Raw genomic sequence first — 16,749 nt, forward strand, 5'->3', positions numbered from 1 at the left:
CAATACGGCGACAAGAACTGCGTTCTGTCGCCGTATGAGACTATCAGCATGAAACAACAAGTCTGTGGCACATCCTTAAAATGGCATTTAGTTAACTTTTGCTGCTGGTTGCCGCATGAGCACTATCGACAACGGCAGCGCTGTGTTTTTTCGCCGCCACATAGGTGTACAGCGGAATGGTGATCAGCACCATCAAAATGCCCCAGTATAGCGAGTTACTGCCGGAGCCCAGCAAGGCATAGAGGCAAAATACAATCCCGATTAACACCAATCCGGTATACACGCGAAACGTACGGGTGGCGGCCATATCACGGTTAATCATCAAAATAGGCAGCGAAATAATCGCGTAGATATACGGCAATAATGAGGCAAAGACTGACAACAGAATCACAATCTCAAACTGTTTAGCCAGATTTGGCGATGCAGTCATGAATAACACCAGACTCATCAGCACACCGGTAAACACCAGACTTTTTACCGGCACATTGTTTTTATTGGTCTCTGCAAAAAACGCAGGAAAGATGCCATCTTTGGCTGCCGCTCGCGGCGCTTCCGATTGCAAAATCAACCAGCCCGACAGTGACCCAAAACACGCAATGATACTTAACGCTGACGCCACTTTACCGGCCAACGGACCAAACATATAGCTGGCCGCCGACGCAAACGGCGCTGGCGAATGCACCAGCACTTCGTGCGGCACGATCCCCATGATTACGGTACAACTGCTGACATAGCAAATGGCGGTGATCAGCAAACCAAACACGGTGGCTTTTGGCACGGTACGTTCAGGATCTTTGACCTGACCGGTCGATACCACAGCCGATTCCACGCCAAGAAAGCCCCACAGCGCAATAGATGCTGCGCTCATCACGGCCTGCAAATCGCTTTTGCCGGTGGCGTTATACACCTGAGTAAAGTTATCCGGTTTAAACCAGAACCAGCCAATAAACCCGACCCCAAGCACCACAATCAGCATACAGGTGGCAGTAAATGACTGAGAGCGGCCCGCAATATCCGCGCCAAATGAGCCTAATAAAACAAATGCCCACAAAATGACGATGGAGGTAATGCAGCTATACACCGGCTCATGCAGTGCGGGGAAGAAATAACTCAAATAACCCACCCCAGCAACTAACAAAGCAACATTACCAATCCAGGCACTTATCCAATAACAGATGGTGGATTGAAAACCTACAAACGGCCCAAATGCATCTTTGGCATAAGACACAATCCCGCCAATACGTGGATTAATTAGGCTGGACTTGGCAAATACTAATGCCAAGGCGATAACACCAATAATCGTAATGACCCATCCCCATAGAGAGATATAACCGACTCCGGCTAAGTTAGTCGGTAACATAAAAACACCGGAGCCCATCATATTAGATGCCGTCACCAGTGTTAGTGCTGCAAGGCCGATTTTATGCGCACTGCTCCCTGACATTTCAGCCATCATTATCACCTTTAATTTTCGGTTTCAGCGCACACCCGATAACAAAACCTCTCAACCCAGACAGTGAATATCACTGTCGACAAAAAGTTTTGCTATCGGGTGTAATAAGCGGAAATTCACATGTTATTTAGACAGACGCGGCAAATTACGATCTGCCAACCATTCATTTAACTGCATATTATTCAGGCTATGGAAGCCACGGGTTGGGATCGCATTACGCGCCAAGGTCGCATAAGGGGCGCAAGTCAAAGCAGTACCAATTTCACCCGGTTTCATGATGGTATAAGAGAAGCCAACATACGTGCGGTCAAAGAGAACGTGGGAATCTTTACCACAGGCAATTACTGACCATGCTACCGAGGTACGGTGCTCTTCGAGGAATTTTTTCAGATCCGCTTCGCTATCGTTTTTGGTCCAGATGCCGGCATCTTCAATGAATAAATCTGCGCAGTTATCACGGTCATGCGACAGCGAAATGGCAATAAATGACCACACGCCATAGGCTTCGCCTTCATGCAGCACATCGTCTTTCGGCCGATACGCGGTCACACTCTTGTTGGCGCAAATGACATGTGCGCCCGGCAACAGCGGGAAGCGACGATTAGACTCGGTACCAAACAACTCTTTACCGGCATCCAGCAATGGCTGAGCATCGAATACATCCAGCATCGTGCCATCATATTGTTCAATGGATAATACCGGTTTAATTTTATTGTCATGGATATCTTCATGCACCGCCAAATCATGGCCCCACACTTGACCGGCCAAGCCACAGAAGCTTGAGGCCGTCAGCATATTAATCTGGCCTACATACGCATCATTACATTCAGCGCGGTCATAGGCCACGATCCCATCTAACAGGTCATCATCGGTTTTATATACGCTACCAGAAGAGACTTTCAGAACGGACACATACCCCAGCCCTTGAGCACCTGGCGCACCATAACCATCACAATATTGGTCAAATGGACTGATCGCCGTTTTATCAATTTTAGGAGCTCGCATAATTTCACCCTCAGCGTAGATAGATATTCACTAAACTGAGAAGTAAATTAATCGATTTATCCTGCTGAATCGTGACTCTAATCACACATATAACTCTGTTACATTCGTAAGCGTAAGCAAACAATTCTCACTGTAATCTTTTTGCGTATTTGATGGCGAAAGAATTATATGGAAATCGCATTGACATATTTTTATTCCTTTCCCATTTCATTTTTACTTTTTCACTATTACATTTTTAAATAGCATGACAATATTCAACATGCTCATTTAATTTTCAGCATACGACTTACTTCAGCGATAATTCATTAATGAGAATTTGTTTATAGACTAATATATTTAAAATCAAAGACTGACAGGAAGACAACCCAAAATTACCAACAACACCAGCCTACAAAGGAATAAGAGAACTAAAGGAACAAAAAACCTAAATACTGCGCATAGCTCAGCTTCAACCCTAGGTGTAACGGTGTTCATTTTTCACACAGTAAGTTGCGAGCAAGGCGGGATTGTGGGCACACAACTTCGTCACAAGGAGCCTAATCTGGCGTATGTGGTTATTTTTTCAGGCTTAATCGACTATCATGGCAGAAAATAATGTCTACGGGGATGCTATGTCTGCATTCGGAATGTTTGAACTGAAAAAACTGATTGGCGCATTGGTCATGCCGTTACCGGCCATGCTGCTGCTGATCTTGCTCGGGTTATTGCTGCTGTGGTTTACCCGCTGGCAAAAAACGGGCAAAACCCTGATCTCTGCGGGATGGATTGTTTTGTTGCTGCTTTCCTTCCAGCCGGTGGCCGATGCACTGCTGCGCCCCACCGAAAACAAATACCCGACTTATCAACCTAATGGCGATGTCAGCTTTGTCATCGTGCTCGGCGGCTCTTACTCTTATGATCCGCTGCTGCCACCAAGTGCGCAAGTTGGCCGTAATACACTGGCACGTATTGCTGAAGGGATCCGTATTTACCGTATGCATCCCAAAGCCAAGTTGGTGTTTAGCGGCGCTCCGGCAGCATCAGAGGTCAGTAGCGCGCGTGTCGCGGCGCAGGTGGCCTCCAGCCTTGGGGTGCCTAAAGAAGACATGGTGCTGATTGAAACCCCGCGTGACACTGAAGATGAAGCGCTGGCAATGAAAGCGTTGATCAAAGATCAGCCTGCAGTACTGGTCACCTCCGCCAGCCATTTGCCGCGCGCGATGCGCCTGTTTGCTGATAACGGCATGCATCCCATCCCCGCACCGGCCAACCAGTTAACCTCTGATGGCCATGCTAATTTCTGGGAGACTTACTTCCCCGCCGCTTCGTACCTTGAGCGCAGTGAACGCGCGTGGTATGAGCTACTGGGTGAATGGTGGTTAACGCTCAAAGGTAAGCACTAAATATGCGTGGAATAACCGCTGCGCTGGCGGTTATTCCAACCACGGGATCAAGTTTTGGCTGTAGGCCGCCAACCGCTCATGGTTCATCTTGCCACAACGTAAACCCGCCGCCACCTCATCCCACACTTTATAAAGCCAACGCCGCGCGGCAAATTGCTCCGCCACAGGGGCGCGTTTGAGGTAAGTGGACAGCACTTTCTCGGCAAAGGGATCGTCACACAGGTGCATCAAATCATATTCGCGTGGTGCCGCTTGGATCTCGCCCGGATCGAGTACCGCTAAGAGCTGATCTGTTTTCACATCTTTAAGCAGATTACGTAAGCGAAAATCGCCGTGCACCAACACACAAGTATCATCAAACTCACTAAACAGGCGCGACGTTTTCTCCAGTGAACGGTACAAAATCACCCGCTCGGCATAATCGCAATCGGTAAAGGCTTCCAGCTGGTTCCACAGCTGCACTTGATAGCGGGTATACCATTCCGTCCATCCTTGCTCTTTGAGATCGCCACTGATCCCCGTGAAACCTTGGCTATCAACACGGTGCCAGCTCAGCAAGCAATCTACGATATGTTCACTTAATGCCTGAGAGCGATCAGTGCTGCGACAAGGGGCTGAAACCGTGATCCCCGGTAAACGCTCCAACAATAAGATTTCTTTATAGAGGGATGTTCGGGTCGGACAATACACGCTGTGCACCGCGGGCACGCGAACCCAAGAGTGACGAGACAACAGCAACAGCTTGTTCATCTCATTTTGCGCCACCCCCGCCACTGGGTAAGCTTTCGCTACCACAGGGAAGGTGCGGTTTTGACTGTCGTACAAGGCATACACGGTCGCCACCTGACCACGGCCAATCACTTCCGCCCGTGACACTGGCTCTCCCAGCAGCTGCCCCAGATCGTCCAGCAAACCTTCCATTTCGTACCTCCTGTACCGCCCTGCATTGTCTGCTTCTTATAAAGATGACACCATTTTTCTTATTGTGGCAAATAAAATATGGCCAATAAAAAACCACCGCAAGGGTGGTTTTTCAGTTTTGTCTGCTCGGTTAAGAATTAACCCGCAATAACCTGGCGCACTTTATCCAGATCTTCTGGGGTATCCACGCCCGCCGGCAGGGCTTCGGATGCCTGAGCGACGTGGATTTTCTCGCCGTACCACAGCACGCGCAGCTGCTCAAGGCACTCAATTTGCTCTAACTGGCTCGGCTGCCAATTGATGTACTGACGGATAAAACCGGCGCGGTAGGCATAAATGCCCACATGGCGTTGGTAAAAATCGCCAATCTGCTCACGGCTGCGGGCAAAGTTATCGCGATCCCACGGGATGGTGGCGCGTGAGAAATAGAGGGCATAACCATCTTTGTCGGTCAGCACTTTCACCGCATTAGGATTAAAGGCTTCCTCGGCATCGCGAATCGGCACTGACAGGGTCGCCATACGCGCTTGTGTGGCTTGCGCCAGATTATCCGCGACCTGACGGATCACCGCCGGCGGGATCAACGGCTCATCGCCCTGCACGTTTACCACAATAGCATCATCGGCCAGCCCGTAATGTTCAATCACTTCGGCTAAGCGTTCAGTACCGGAATTGTGATCAACGCGCGTCATGCAAACTTCACCGCCAGCGGCTTTGACCGCTGTCGCAACATCAGGATGATCGGTCGCCACAATCACGCGTTCAGCGCCAGATTGCAGTGCCTTTTCCATCACGTGCACCACCATCGGTTTACCACCGATGTCCGCCAGCGGCTTACCCGGCAAACGGGTGGACGCGTAGCGAGCCGGAATAATCACGGTAAAACTCATGACAGGATCTCTTCAGCGGTCAGTTCACGGGCGCGGTTTTCCAGCAATACCGGAATACCATCGGTCATTGGATAAGCCAGACGGTCCAGTTTGCAAACCAACTCTTGTTTCTCTTTATCGTAATGCAGCTTTCCCTTACAAACCGGGCACGCCACAATTTCAAGCAGACGGTGATCCATACGTCATCTCCTTAGATATGATCGGTTTTTTGCGCTGTGATCTTGGCGATGATCTGCACCAACAGCGCCTGCCCTGCACTTTCCGGCAGTTGAGCACTGACTGGCAAATACCACCAGTTTGGTTGGATAAAATCACGGCATTTGACGGCATCTTTTTCCGTCATCAACAAGGTTTGTTCTGTCGTCGCGAGCGCATTGAGCTGCTCTGCGTGGTAGGCCTGATGATCGGCAAACGCCACACAGCGCTCCGGTGCAGCGCCTAGTTGCTGCAAAGTGGCAAAAAAGCGTGGGGGATGGCCAATACCGGCCATCGCAACAATGTGCGGTAACGCACTCACCGCGCGGCGCTCTCCAGTAGCCAAATTGATGGCCAGATCGGGCGCTAATTGCATCGGGATTTCGCCGTGCTGCGCGTCACCACCATTCACCACCACCGCGGCTACCGAGCGTAAACGCTGCGGCGTTTCCCGTAGTGGGCCCGCTGGCAGCAAAAAGCCATTTCCGAAGCGACGCACCCCATCGACAATCACGATTTCGATATCGCGCGCCAGCGCATAATGCTGCAACCCATCATCAGTAATGATGACATCAATCTGCTGCGGATGGGCATCAAGCAGCGCCTGCACAGCAGCACTGCGCTGCGGCGCTACCGCCACCGGCACGCCGGTACGCCGACGGATCAGCACCGGCTCATCACCGGCCTGCGCCGTGGATACGTTATCGGTCACCAGCAGTGGATAACACTCGGCTTTGCCGCCATAACCGCGTGACACAACCGCCGGACGGTAACCTTGCGCCTGCAATTGCTCCACCAGCCAGACAACCATCGGCGTTTTACCGTTACCGCCGACCGTGATATTACCGACCACCACTACAGGAACCGGCGCACGCCACGCTTTTTTTAGCCCGAAACGAAACGCCAGTCGGCGCACGCCACTGATCAGGGCAAACAAGGCGCTGAGCGGCAACAGCAGCCAACACCAAGGCGAGCGGGAAAACCAGAGTTTCTCTATCATCGCCCAGCTCCTCGCATGATAGCTTGCATGATGCCTTGCGTTATTCCTTTCAGTATCGGCTCCTGAAAGAGCCGCGTAAGCGCGGCTCGCTCCAGATATTGCACGGCTTGCATACGCGGTTATTCCCCAAACTGCATGCGATGCAATTGGGCATAGGCACCGTTTCGCGCCAGCAGATCAGCATGTTTGCCACGCTCAACAATCTCGCCTTCATCCACCACCAGAATTTCATCCGCATTTTCGATGGTTGACAGACGGTGAGCAATCACCAGAGCGGTACGGTTCTTCTGCAGTTCATCCAACGCTGCTTGAATAGCGCGCTCCGATTCAGTATCCAGCGCCGAGGTGGCCTCATCCAGAATCAGAATTGGGCAATCACGCAGCAAGGCTCGGGCAATCGCAATACGCTGACGCTGACCACCGGAAAGCAGCACGCCGTTTTCACCCACCAGCGTATCAAAGCCCTGGTCCATCTTCTGGATAAACTCGGAGGCGTGGGCGATTTCTGCCGCTTGCTCCACCTGCTCACGGCTGTACACATCGGTACGAGCATAAGCAATGTTGTTAGCCACGGTGTCATTGAACAGATGCACTTGCTGAGAAACCAGTGCGACCTGATTACGCAGGTCAGACAGCTGATATTCGCGCAGCTCATGACCATCCATCAGGATCTCACCGGCTTGGATGTCATAAAAACGGGTTAGCAAGTTAGCAATGGTCGATTTGCCTGAGCCAGAACGCCCTACCAATGCCACGGTTTTGCCCGCCGGAACGGTAAAGCTGATATTTTTCAGCGCTGGAGTATCTTTGGTTGGGTAGGTAAAGGTGACATTACGGAATTCAATATCGCCCTTGGCACGCTCCAGACGACGAGTACCGTCATCTTTTTCCGGCTCCATATCCAAAATGGTAAACAGCGTCTGGCACGCGGCCATACCGCGCTGGAACTGCGCGTTCACGTTGGTCAGCGATTTGAGCGGACGCAGCAGCGCCATCATAGAAGAGAACACCACCGTGATAGTACCGGCACTCAGCGTCTGCATCACTTCCGGCAACGACGCCACGTACAGCACCACACACAGCGCACTGGACGCGATGATTTGCACCAGCGGATCAGAAATCGATGTCGCCGACACCATTTTCATGGACTGCTGACGCATGCGATTGCTGACTTCATCAAAGCGTTTGGCTTCCACTTCTTGACCGCCAAAGCTCAGCACCACTTTATGCCCTTTGAGCATCTGCTCGGCAGAGGCCGTTACATGGCCCATGGTGTTTTGCATATCTTTGCTAAGGGTGCGGAAACGACGGGAAACCACCCGAATCGCCAATGCCACGACAGGGCCTACCACCACTAAAATCAGTGACAGCTGCCAGCTGTTATAGAACATCATGCCCAGCAGACCGATGATGTACGCCCCTTCGCGCACCACGGTAATCAGCGCGCCGGAAGAGGATGACGCGACCTGCTCAGAGTCGTAGGTAATACGAGACAGCAGCGTACCAGTCGATTGTTTGTCAAAAAAGGACACCGGCATGTGCATCATGTGCTTGAACAGGCGCTGACGCATATGCATCACCACTTTGCCGGATACCCATGACAAGCCGTAGTTAGACACAAAGTTGGTGACACCGCGCAGCAGCATCAAGCCAAACAGGGCAAACGGCATTACCCGCAGGAAACTGGTATCCGCATTCCCGAAGCCGTCATCCAGCAGCGGCTTTAATAGCGAGATCATCGCGGTATCCGTGCCGGCGTTAATTACCAGCGCGATAGCCGCTACAATCAGTCCCAGACGGAACGGTTTGATCATCGGCCACAGACGGCGGAACGTCTGCCACGTCGTCAGGTCTTTATCATTCAGCATGTATTTCGCCTACTTATCACAATAGCGGGCTATTCTAACCGTTTGATCGGAGTGCGCCAAATAGCTGGCGATACCAAACCGGCGAAATATTCCTGCGATGGGTCAGGATTTGGTAACGGTCGGGGAAAAAATGAACGCTAATCTGCCCATTATCAATGGTATTCCACACGGGGATCTGCTGTTGCTGATAACGCGCTAAGATTTCTGCCCGAGGATGCCGCCACTGATTAAAGCGTCCTGCTGACACCAATGCCGCCTGTGGCTGTACTGCCTGCAAGAAAGCTAAGGTGGATGAGGAGCGACTGCCATGATGGGGAATGGTCATGATATCTGCGCGGATTTCACTGCCCTTTTGCACTAGCTGCGCCTCGCCAGCGGCATCAATATCGCCCGTCAGCAATACACGAAAGCGCCCATCAGTAACAAGCAAGGTGCATGAATCGGTATTACCGGCTTTCGGCACCTGTTGCAATGGCCATAGCGGCTGGATCCCAAGGCCCTGCCACTGCCAGTTAAGTCCGCGATGACACGCCCCTGCCCCGCGTACCGCTCCGGATAAACGCAGCCAAGCATCGGGATAAGCACGCTGTAAGTCCGGTAAACCGCCGGCATGGTCGTTATCCTGATGTGAGAGAATAATGCCGTCTAGCGTCAGGCCATGCCAACGCAAAAAAGGCAGTAGCGTCAAGGTCGCCATACTGCCGCCATCCCAACTGCTACCGGTATCGTAGACAATCGCATGCCCATTGCGGCTCAGCACCATCGCTAGCCCTTGGCCAATATCCAGCATATCCACGCGCCATAAGGGCTCACGCCGAGCCAGCGGCAACAGCAGTAGCACCACCAGCAACACGCTGGCGACTGGCGCGCTACGGTGTAATCCCAAACGCCAGAGCATTACGCCCGCTAACAACGCCAAACTTAACGGAAGGCTAAGCGCCGGTAGCCATTGCCATTGCTCGGCCAGTGGCGTCACGACCGGCCACAGCACCCGAATACTGATATCGGCTAATAACCAGCAGACACTTGCCACCACCGGCAATGCACTGGTGAGTAACGCCAGTAGCAAAAGCGGAACCGTCACAAAGGTGATCAGGGGAATAGCCAGCACATTGGCTAACAAGCTTTGCAACGGTAGCCCATGAAACATCGCCAATTGCACCGGCGCTAATAACAGAGTCAACCCCAGTTGAATGTGCAACCATTCGGCGGGAATGCGCAGCCAACGATGGTGCTTAAGGGATGGAGGCAACGGAAAGAAATGCCCCAATACCAGCAACACGCTCACCGCCAAACAGGAAAGCCAAAAGCTATCCGACAACACAGTGAGTGGGTCAATCAGTAGCAAGAGTGCCATCACCACCAGCAGTAATGTCACCGGCCGCCATTGCCAACGTAAACAACGCGCCGCTAATACGAGTATCAGGGCAAACAGAGTGCGCTGCGCCGGTAAATTACCACCGGCCAGCCATACGTAGATGCCTGCCGCCAGCGCTGAGCCAAGTAACGGAAACAAGGGCGTCATCCAACGCATCGGCAGACACCACTGCGCCAAACGACACAGCATAAAGCCACACAGACCGGCAAACAGCACATGTAATCCGGAAATTGCCATCAAATGCGCAATACCGCTGTACTGAAACACTTGCCAGCGCGCATCGGATATCATGCTGCGCTCACCGAAAGCCAGCGCCAGAAGCACATCCTGATTGGGTAAATCGACCATCTGTTGCAGGCTGCGACTGATCAAGCGCTGACGCAGATCGGCCTCACCACCGATACGTATCCCCTGCTTGATTAAGCCGGTCGCTAAGATATGCTCGGAAATCATCCAACGCTGCGCATCAAAACCGCCTTCATTTTCCCGCCCAGAAAGCGGACGCAACTTAACCTGTAGTTGCCAACGCTCACCCGCTTGCATCGGTAATGGCTGTAATACGCTCAATCGCGCCAAAAAAGGCTTTGCTAAACCTGCGCCCGAGAGGACTTCCACCAAAATCGGACGCTCTTTAGGCTCGGTTAACGACGCCGTACTCGGTGCGCGCGGTGGATTTTTTGCTCGACTGTCATTTCGTTTAAGGAGGGGACTTTTAATCTGTGCAATGATGGTAATATAACCGGCGTCAGATTTTAGCTGCTGACTCTCATTCAAGAATTGACGCGCCTCGGTTATTGCCCCTATAAAGGACACCCCCAGAATCAGCAGCGCACCACGCGCGGCCGGTGACGGGAACAACCTGAACAATAACAGGGGTAATAGCCCGAGCAGCAGTAACCACGAGGGTAAAGCATTGAGCCACACTAAAGGCAAAGTTCCGGCAATAACCGCAACGGCGGCAGTATCCAGTATAAGAAATCGTTTCAACGGTGTGTGACCATGCTTAAACAGTTTATTCAGAAATACCTGCCCTCACAGGAGGCGATGCAGAACCACAAAAGCCTGCGTATTCTTAACCGCTGGCTGCACCATGCCAACCTGTGGAATCTGAATCGTCGATCTGCTTCCGGCGCTTTTGCAGTCGGACTGTTTGTTGCATTCATTCCGTTGCCATGCCAAATGTTGTTGGCGGCGGCGGGCGCTATTTTGCTGCGGGTCAATTTGCCGTTATCGGTCGCACTGGTGTGGCTGACCAACCCCGTGACCATGCCGCCTATTTTCTACTGCGCGTATAAAGTCGGTTCGTGGATCTTAGGTACACCGCCGTTCACCGGTGAAGTGCATTTCACGACTGAGTGGATGATGCGACACTTCTCGCACCTGTTTACGCCGTTCTTGTTGGGCAGCTTTGTTTGCGGGATTGTGGCCGCCATCGTGGGGTATTTTGCTATCCGCGGGATCTGGCGTTACTCGGTCACGCGCAACTGGCAAAAACGTCGCCAGCGTAATCTCAATTCTTAAGCGACCAATCTTAAGCAATCAATAGCTTAATCAACAAAACCTAAGCAACAAAAAGGGCACTCCCTGAGTGCCCGTGGTATGTCTGATTAACTGATTCCGGCTGCGGACTACTGTCACTGCTCTGTCACGACTGTCCTAAGAGCATGTTCTGAGGGCAGCCGGGGTGATATCCGGTGTAAATTATTCTCCGATACCGGCAGCCCTATTTAATACCATTTGACGTTCTGTCTTCCATTGCTTCGCGCCAACCGCCTAACCAATGTGATCGCGCATCAAGAGTTTGATACGGGCAAAGCTCTTTCGAACGCCCTTCTAATCCAGCAAAGTAACCACGTGAATGAGCACGTTCCAAACGATCCCGTTTTTGTCTCTTCATTCAGGTTTCCCTCATGTTGGTACGGAAGACTCAGAAGAGGAGTAACTCCTCCCCTCTAAGAATTGAACAATCGTGGGATGAATTCAACGCGCAAAATTCAGGCCAATTCGGCTTTTGTGAGGCCTGACACGGGGAAACGAAAAAGAAAAAGGCCATCATACCGTCCAGCATGATTGCTGAGTATGATGGCCTGATGACAGATTAGCGAAAGAACCGTTACAGATTCAGTCAGTTATTCTGTACTAACTGTTGTTTTTAATATTTTCCAGCTCTTCCCAACGCTCAAAAGCCGTTTCGAGCTTTTGCTCTACTTCAGCCAATTCATTCAGCACGCGGGATGTTTCCTGATGCGGTTTTTGGAAAAATTCTGGATTTTCTACTTCAGCCTGCAATTCGGCGATGCGAGTTTCGTACTGCTCCAGTAACGCTGGCAACTCATCAAGCTCACGTTGTTGCTTATAGCTCAAACGCACTGTCGCGGTTGTACGACGTGGCTTTTCGGCCACAGGTTTGGCTTCTTCTGCTGACTTGGCTGCCGCTTTCGGCTGCTGCGCAGCGCGGGTGGCGAACACCGCTTCTTGCTGCTGACGCGAGTCATGGTAGCCACCGACATACTCGGAAACCTGACCATCCCCTTCAAACATCCAGCACGTTGTCACAGTGTTATCAACAAACTGACGATCGTGGCTCACCAGCAGCAGCGTACCTTGGTATTCAGCCAACAACTCCTCCAACAGCTCCAGCGTTTCAATGTCCAGATCGTTGGTTGGTTCATCGAGGATCAGCAGATTGTTCGGTTTGAGCAGCAACTTCGCCAACAACAGGCGGTTACGCTCACCACCGGACAACGCCTTGACTGGTGTCATCGCACGACGTGGATGGAACAGAAAATCTTGCAGATAGCCCAGAATATGACGCGGCTTGCCCGCTACCATCACTTCTTGCTTGCCCTCTGCGACGTTGTCCATCACGGTTTTTTCGGGGTCTAACTCGGCGCGGTACTGGTCAAAGTACGCTACATCAAGCTTAGTCCCGCAACGCACCGTGCCAGTCGTTGGCTGCAGTTCACCCAGCAGCAATTTGATCAGTGTGGTTTTCCCGCAACCGTTCGGCCCCACCAGCGCAATCTTATCGCCACGCATGATGGTGGTGGTGAAGTTCTTCAGCAGAACTTTGCCATCCACTTCGTAGCCCGCATTTTCCAGCTCGAAGACAATTTTGCCGGAGCGAGAAACATCATCCACTTGGATGCGCGAGGTGCCCATCACTTCACGACGCTCCGCACGCTCGCGACGTAAAGCTTTCAGTGCCCGCACCCGACCTTCGTTACGAGTACGACGCGCTTTGATCCCCTGACGGATCCACACCTCTTCCTGCGCCAGACGTTTATCGAACTCGGCGTTTTGCTGCTCTTCCACCCGCAAGGCTTCTTCTTTGCCTTCCAGATATTTGTCGTAATCGCCCGGCCATGACACCAGAATGCCACGATCCAGATCGACAATGCGCGTTGCCATGTTACGAATGAACGCACGGTCGTGGGAGATAAAGACAATGCTGCCCTTATACTCTTTGAGGAAGGATTCTAACCAGCGAATGGTATCCACATCCAAGTGGTTGGTCGGTTCATCCAGCAGCAGGACATCAGGGTCAGAAACCAGCGCACGCGCCAGCGCCGCTTTACGCAGCCAACCGCCAGAGAGCTCTGACAGCGCCATGTCCTCTTTCAGATTGAGCTGCTCCATCACCTGATGAATGCGGCTTTCAAAACGCCAGCCATCGCAGTGATCCAGTGCTTCTTGCAGACGAGCCATTTTCGCCAGATTCTGCTCTGACGGATCAGTAGCAATCTTCAGCGAAATGTCGTGGTAATCTTTGAGTTGCTGAGCAACTTTTTCTACGCCTTCGGCGACATAGTCAAACACGCTGCCTTGCGCATCACGCGGTGGATCTTGCTCCAAACGCGCAACCACAACATCTTGCTGCACCTGCAGGCGGCCATCATCAAGCTTTTGCTCGCCAGCCAGCACTTTCATCAGGGTCGACTTACCGGCTCCGTTACGGCCAACTAAACAAACCCGCTCGTTCGGCTCAATATGCAGTTCGGTATGATCCAGCAGCGGCGCATCGCTGTAAGAAAGGTATGCGCCGGTGAGGTTAATCAGCGCCATGGGCTAACCACTCCTGTAATCGTTGTAAATCAAACGGCCAGCCCAATTCCCGGCCAGCCGGATCGCGTAATACCGGGATGCGGATGCCATAGTCAGCTTCCAGCGCCTCGTCTCCCGCGATATCAATCTGTTCACAGTCTGGCGCAAGGCCAGCCTGAACAATCAGTGCCCACGCCATCTCACAAAGATGGCAAAACTCCGTGTGGTAAAGCCGATATGGCATGAATACATCCTTGAATTGGCACGATGCCGGAATCCTACGAGTCCGGCATCGTCAGTGTTGCTGTGTTACGCTTTGTGGCGGATCAGCCAGCAGTTGTGGATATGCTTGTTACGGGAGAAATCCGGTGACTGAGAGCGAGCGGTAATGTTTTCCGCTTCCAAGCCCAGCTCCGCCATGCCTTCCATATCCATCTTGAAACCGCGTTTGTTGTTGGAGAACACCAAGGTTCCACCCGCCGCCAACAGACGCTTAAGATGCTCCATCAGTTTTAGGTGATCGCGCTGCACATCAAACGAATCTTCCATACGCTTGGAGTTCGAGAAGGTTGGCGGATCGATAAAGATCAGATCAAACTGCTCATCCGCATTTTCCAACCAGCGCAAGCAATCGGCCTGAATCAGGCGGTGATTACCGCGAATATCGTTCAGGATCAGGTTCTGCTCAGCCCAGTTCAGATAGGTGTTGGACAGATCCACGGTGGTGGTACTGCGCGCGCCGCCTAATGCCGCATGCACAGTGGCACTGCCGGTGTAGGAGAACAGGTTCAGGAAACGCTTGCCCTGCGCCATTTCGCCCAACATGCGACGAGTCAGACGGTGGTCAAGGAACAGACCGGTATCCAGATAATCGGTCAGGTTGACCCACAGGCTGGCATTGTATTCGTGCACCACGAAGTACTCGCCTTTTTCCGCCATCTTCTCGTACTGGCTGCTGCCTTTTTTACGCTCACGGACTTTCAGGATAATTTTGTCCGCTTCCACACCGGTGACATCCAGTACTGCCACCACCAGATCAAACAGGCGATGACGGGCTTTTTGCTCATCGATGTCTTTTGGCGCGGCGTATTCGTTGATCACGATATGATCAAGGTAGCGGTCAATCGCCACGTTGTAATCGGGCAAGTCGGCGTCATACAGACGGTAGGCTTCCAGACCTTCTTTCTCCGCCCACTTGTCGAGTTTTTTGATGTTCTTGCGCAGACGGTTAGCGAAATCTTCCGCCCCTTTGAACGACGTCGGCGCGCTATCTTGTGTTTGTTCAGCGATTTGGTAGTTCTTCTGCACACAGTCCAACGGGCCGTTTTTAGCCTTGAACTGACGCTCAGCACGCATCTGCAGACAGCTCAGCAACTCAGGCGCGCCACTGAACAAGGATAAACGCCAGCCAGGGAATTGCTGCTTCAAACGACGACCAAACACGGTATGCAGGGCAATCAGCGCTGGCACCGAGCCCAAACGCTCACCGTACGGCGGGTTAGACAATACCGTACCGCGTACGCCCGCGGCTTTTTGCTCTGCGGTCAGTGGATTTTCCAACGCAACCGCATCGGCACGTCCAACGCTAATCAGACGATTCAGGCCGGCATTACGGATGTTGGTTTTCGCACGGTCAATCACGCGCTGATCGTTATCGATACCGAAGAACAGCGGCTCGGTACGGCTGATCCCTGCATGTGCACGCGCCTGCGCTTCATCACGAATTGATTTCCAAATATCGCGGTCGTGGCCTTTCCACGCTAAAAAGCCCCACTGCTCACGCCACAATGCTGGCGCGACATCCGCCGCCATCATCGCCGCTTCAATCAGCAATGTCCCCGAGCCGCACATAGGATCCACCAGCGGTGTACCAATCTGCCAGCCAGAGCGCAGCACCAGCGCCGCCGCCAAGTTTTCTTTCAATGGCGCCGCACCGGTACGGTCACGGTAGCCACGCTGGTGCAGACTGTCGCCGCACAAATCCAGTGACATCACCGCTTCATCACGGTTTAAGTACACGTTGATACGGATATCCGCATCCTGACGCTCAACATTCGGGCGCTGGCCGGTTTTACGGCTGAAGTGGTCAACAATCGCATCTTTAACCCGTACCGCACCAAATTGGCTATTACGGATTTCATTGTTGGTACCGGTAAAATCAACGGCGAAGGTATCGTTCACATCGAACATATCCTGCCAGCTCACACTGCCTGCCCCGAGGTAAAGATCCAGCTCGCTGAACACCTTGAAGGTCGCCAGAGGCAGCAAAATACGGGATGCCAGACGGCTCCACATCATGCTGCGGTACATGGTTGCCATGTCCCCTTTGAAATGTACGCCGCCTTGTGTCAGCTTACACTCTTGTGCTCCGAGGCTCTCCAGCTCCGTTTTCAGCAGTTCTTCCAATCCCCGGGCTGTTGTTGCAAACAATGCTTTCATCGTGTCTCTGATTTCAAGAAAAATTGTGGTCTATTATACGCATTCTCGGCTTTAAAGTCCGTGAATAATCGTGTTGTCATCGTGGCCATTCTTGCTCGGCCTATACGGCTCTAGACGCCGGCAGCAAAAAGCCGGAAACAGCATGGCTGCGTCCGGCTCCAAGTTCCGCGCTGC

Annotated in this window: 14 protein-coding genes; 2 read left to right on the top strand and 12 right to left on the bottom strand. The window is 52.3% G+C overall.

Features of this window, described 5'->3' with window-relative positions; genetic code table 11:
* Window positions 1–91: 91 nt before the first annotated feature.
* Together LQ901_RS07505 and hdcA are read right to left on the bottom strand one after the other, a co-directional pair.
* Window positions 92–1,444 carry an amino acid permease gene (locus LQ901_RS07505; RefSeq protein WP_197665247.1) on the bottom strand — a complete coding sequence of 451 codons (1,353 nt, stop codon included), beginning with the start codon at window positions 1,442–1,444 and terminating at the stop codon, window positions 92–94.
* A gap of 132 nt (window positions 1,445–1,576) precedes the next feature.
* Window positions 1,577–2,458: a histidine decarboxylase, pyruvoyl type gene (hdcA, locus tag LQ901_RS07510; RefSeq protein WP_112865374.1), complete on the bottom strand. Its 882-nt coding sequence runs from the start codon at window positions 2,456–2,458 to the stop codon at window positions 1,577–1,579.
* Between the two features lie 611 nt (window positions 2,459–3,069).
* On the opposite strand from hdcA, the gene elyC reads away from it, so the two are divergent.
* Window positions 3,070–3,840, top strand: a complete 771-nt coding sequence (gene elyC / locus LQ901_RS07515) for an envelope biogenesis factor ElyC (RefSeq protein WP_225624478.1) — start codon at window positions 3,070–3,072, stop codon at window positions 3,838–3,840.
* Window positions 3,841–3,870: 30 nt separating this feature from the next.
* Here the strand turns inward: elyC and LQ901_RS07520 are convergent, their stop codons facing one another.
* From LQ901_RS07520 to LQ901_RS07545, 6 genes are all read right to left on the bottom strand, one after another.
* Window positions 3,871–4,761: a phosphotransferase gene (locus LQ901_RS07520; protein WP_064977571.1), complete on the bottom strand. Its 891-nt coding sequence runs from the start codon at window positions 4,759–4,761 to the stop codon at window positions 3,871–3,873.
* 137 nt (window positions 4,762–4,898) lie between these two features.
* Complete coding sequence (gene kdsB, locus LQ901_RS07525; RefSeq protein ID WP_233672121.1) at window positions 4,899–5,651, bottom strand: 3-deoxy-manno-octulosonate cytidylyltransferase; 753 nt, start codon at window positions 5,649–5,651, stop codon at window positions 4,899–4,901.
* On the bottom strand, window positions 5,648–5,830 hold the full coding sequence (locus LQ901_RS07530) for a Trm112 family protein (protein ID WP_010861835.1): 183 nt from the start codon (window positions 5,828–5,830) through the stop codon (window positions 5,648–5,650). The genes kdsB and LQ901_RS07530 overlap by 4 nt, the downstream gene beginning before the upstream one ends.
* 11 nt (window positions 5,831–5,841) lie before the next feature.
* On the bottom strand, window positions 5,842–6,846 hold the full coding sequence (gene lpxK / locus LQ901_RS07535) for a tetraacyldisaccharide 4'-kinase (RefSeq protein WP_233672122.1): 1,005 nt from the start codon (window positions 6,844–6,846) through the stop codon (window positions 5,842–5,844).
* A gap of 119 nt (window positions 6,847–6,965) precedes the next feature.
* Window positions 6,966–8,714, bottom strand: a complete 1,749-nt coding sequence (gene msbA / locus LQ901_RS07540) for a lipid A ABC transporter ATP-binding protein/permease MsbA (protein WP_010861837.1) — start codon at window positions 8,712–8,714, stop codon at window positions 6,966–6,968.
* A 34-nt stretch (window positions 8,715–8,748) separates the two neighbouring features.
* Window positions 8,749–11,079: a DNA internalization-related competence protein ComEC/Rec2 gene (locus LQ901_RS07545; RefSeq protein ID WP_233672123.1), complete on the bottom strand. Its 2,331-nt coding sequence runs from the start codon at window positions 11,077–11,079 to the stop codon at window positions 8,749–8,751.
* Between the two features lie 12 nt (window positions 11,080–11,091).
* Between LQ901_RS07545 and LQ901_RS07550 the strand changes: the two genes are divergently transcribed.
* Window positions 11,092–11,613: a DUF2062 domain-containing protein gene (locus tag LQ901_RS07550; protein ID WP_010861839.1), complete on the top strand. Its 522-nt coding sequence runs from the start codon at window positions 11,092–11,094 to the stop codon at window positions 11,611–11,613.
* A 202-nt stretch (window positions 11,614–11,815) separates the two neighbouring features.
* Here the strand turns inward: LQ901_RS07550 and rmf are convergent, their stop codons facing one another.
* From rmf to rlmKL, 4 genes are all read right to left on the bottom strand, one after another.
* Window positions 11,816–11,989 (bottom strand): ribosome modulation factor, encoded by a 174-nt coding sequence (gene rmf, locus LQ901_RS07555; RefSeq protein ID WP_010861840.1) that lies wholly within the window; start codon window positions 11,987–11,989, stop codon window positions 11,816–11,818.
* A gap of 242 nt (window positions 11,990–12,231) precedes the next feature.
* Window positions 12,232–14,157 (bottom strand): ABC transporter ATP-binding protein, encoded by a 1,926-nt coding sequence (locus tag LQ901_RS07560; RefSeq protein ID WP_233672124.1) that lies wholly within the window; start codon window positions 14,155–14,157, stop codon window positions 12,232–12,234.
* The gene (locus LQ901_RS07565; protein WP_036768499.1) at window positions 14,144–14,380 is read right to left on the bottom strand and encodes a glutaredoxin family protein; all 237 of its coding nucleotides are present in this window, start codon (window positions 14,378–14,380) and stop codon (window positions 14,144–14,146) included. Before LQ901_RS07565 ends, LQ901_RS07560 begins: the two co-directional genes overlap by 14 nt.
* 65 nt (window positions 14,381–14,445) lie before the next feature.
* Window positions 14,446–16,575 carry a bifunctional 23S rRNA (guanine(2069)-N(7))-methyltransferase RlmK/23S rRNA (guanine(2445)-N(2))-methyltransferase RlmL gene (gene rlmKL, locus LQ901_RS07570; RefSeq protein WP_010861843.1) on the bottom strand — a complete coding sequence of 710 codons (2,130 nt, stop codon included), beginning with the start codon at window positions 16,573–16,575 and terminating at the stop codon, window positions 14,446–14,448.
* Window positions 16,576–16,749 lie beyond the last annotated feature (174 nt).

Source organism: Plesiomonas sp. PI-19 (assembly GCF_021368255.1).
Classification (GTDB): domain Bacteria; phylum Pseudomonadota; class Gammaproteobacteria; order Enterobacterales; family CAMTGL01; genus Plesiomonas; species Plesiomonas shigelloides.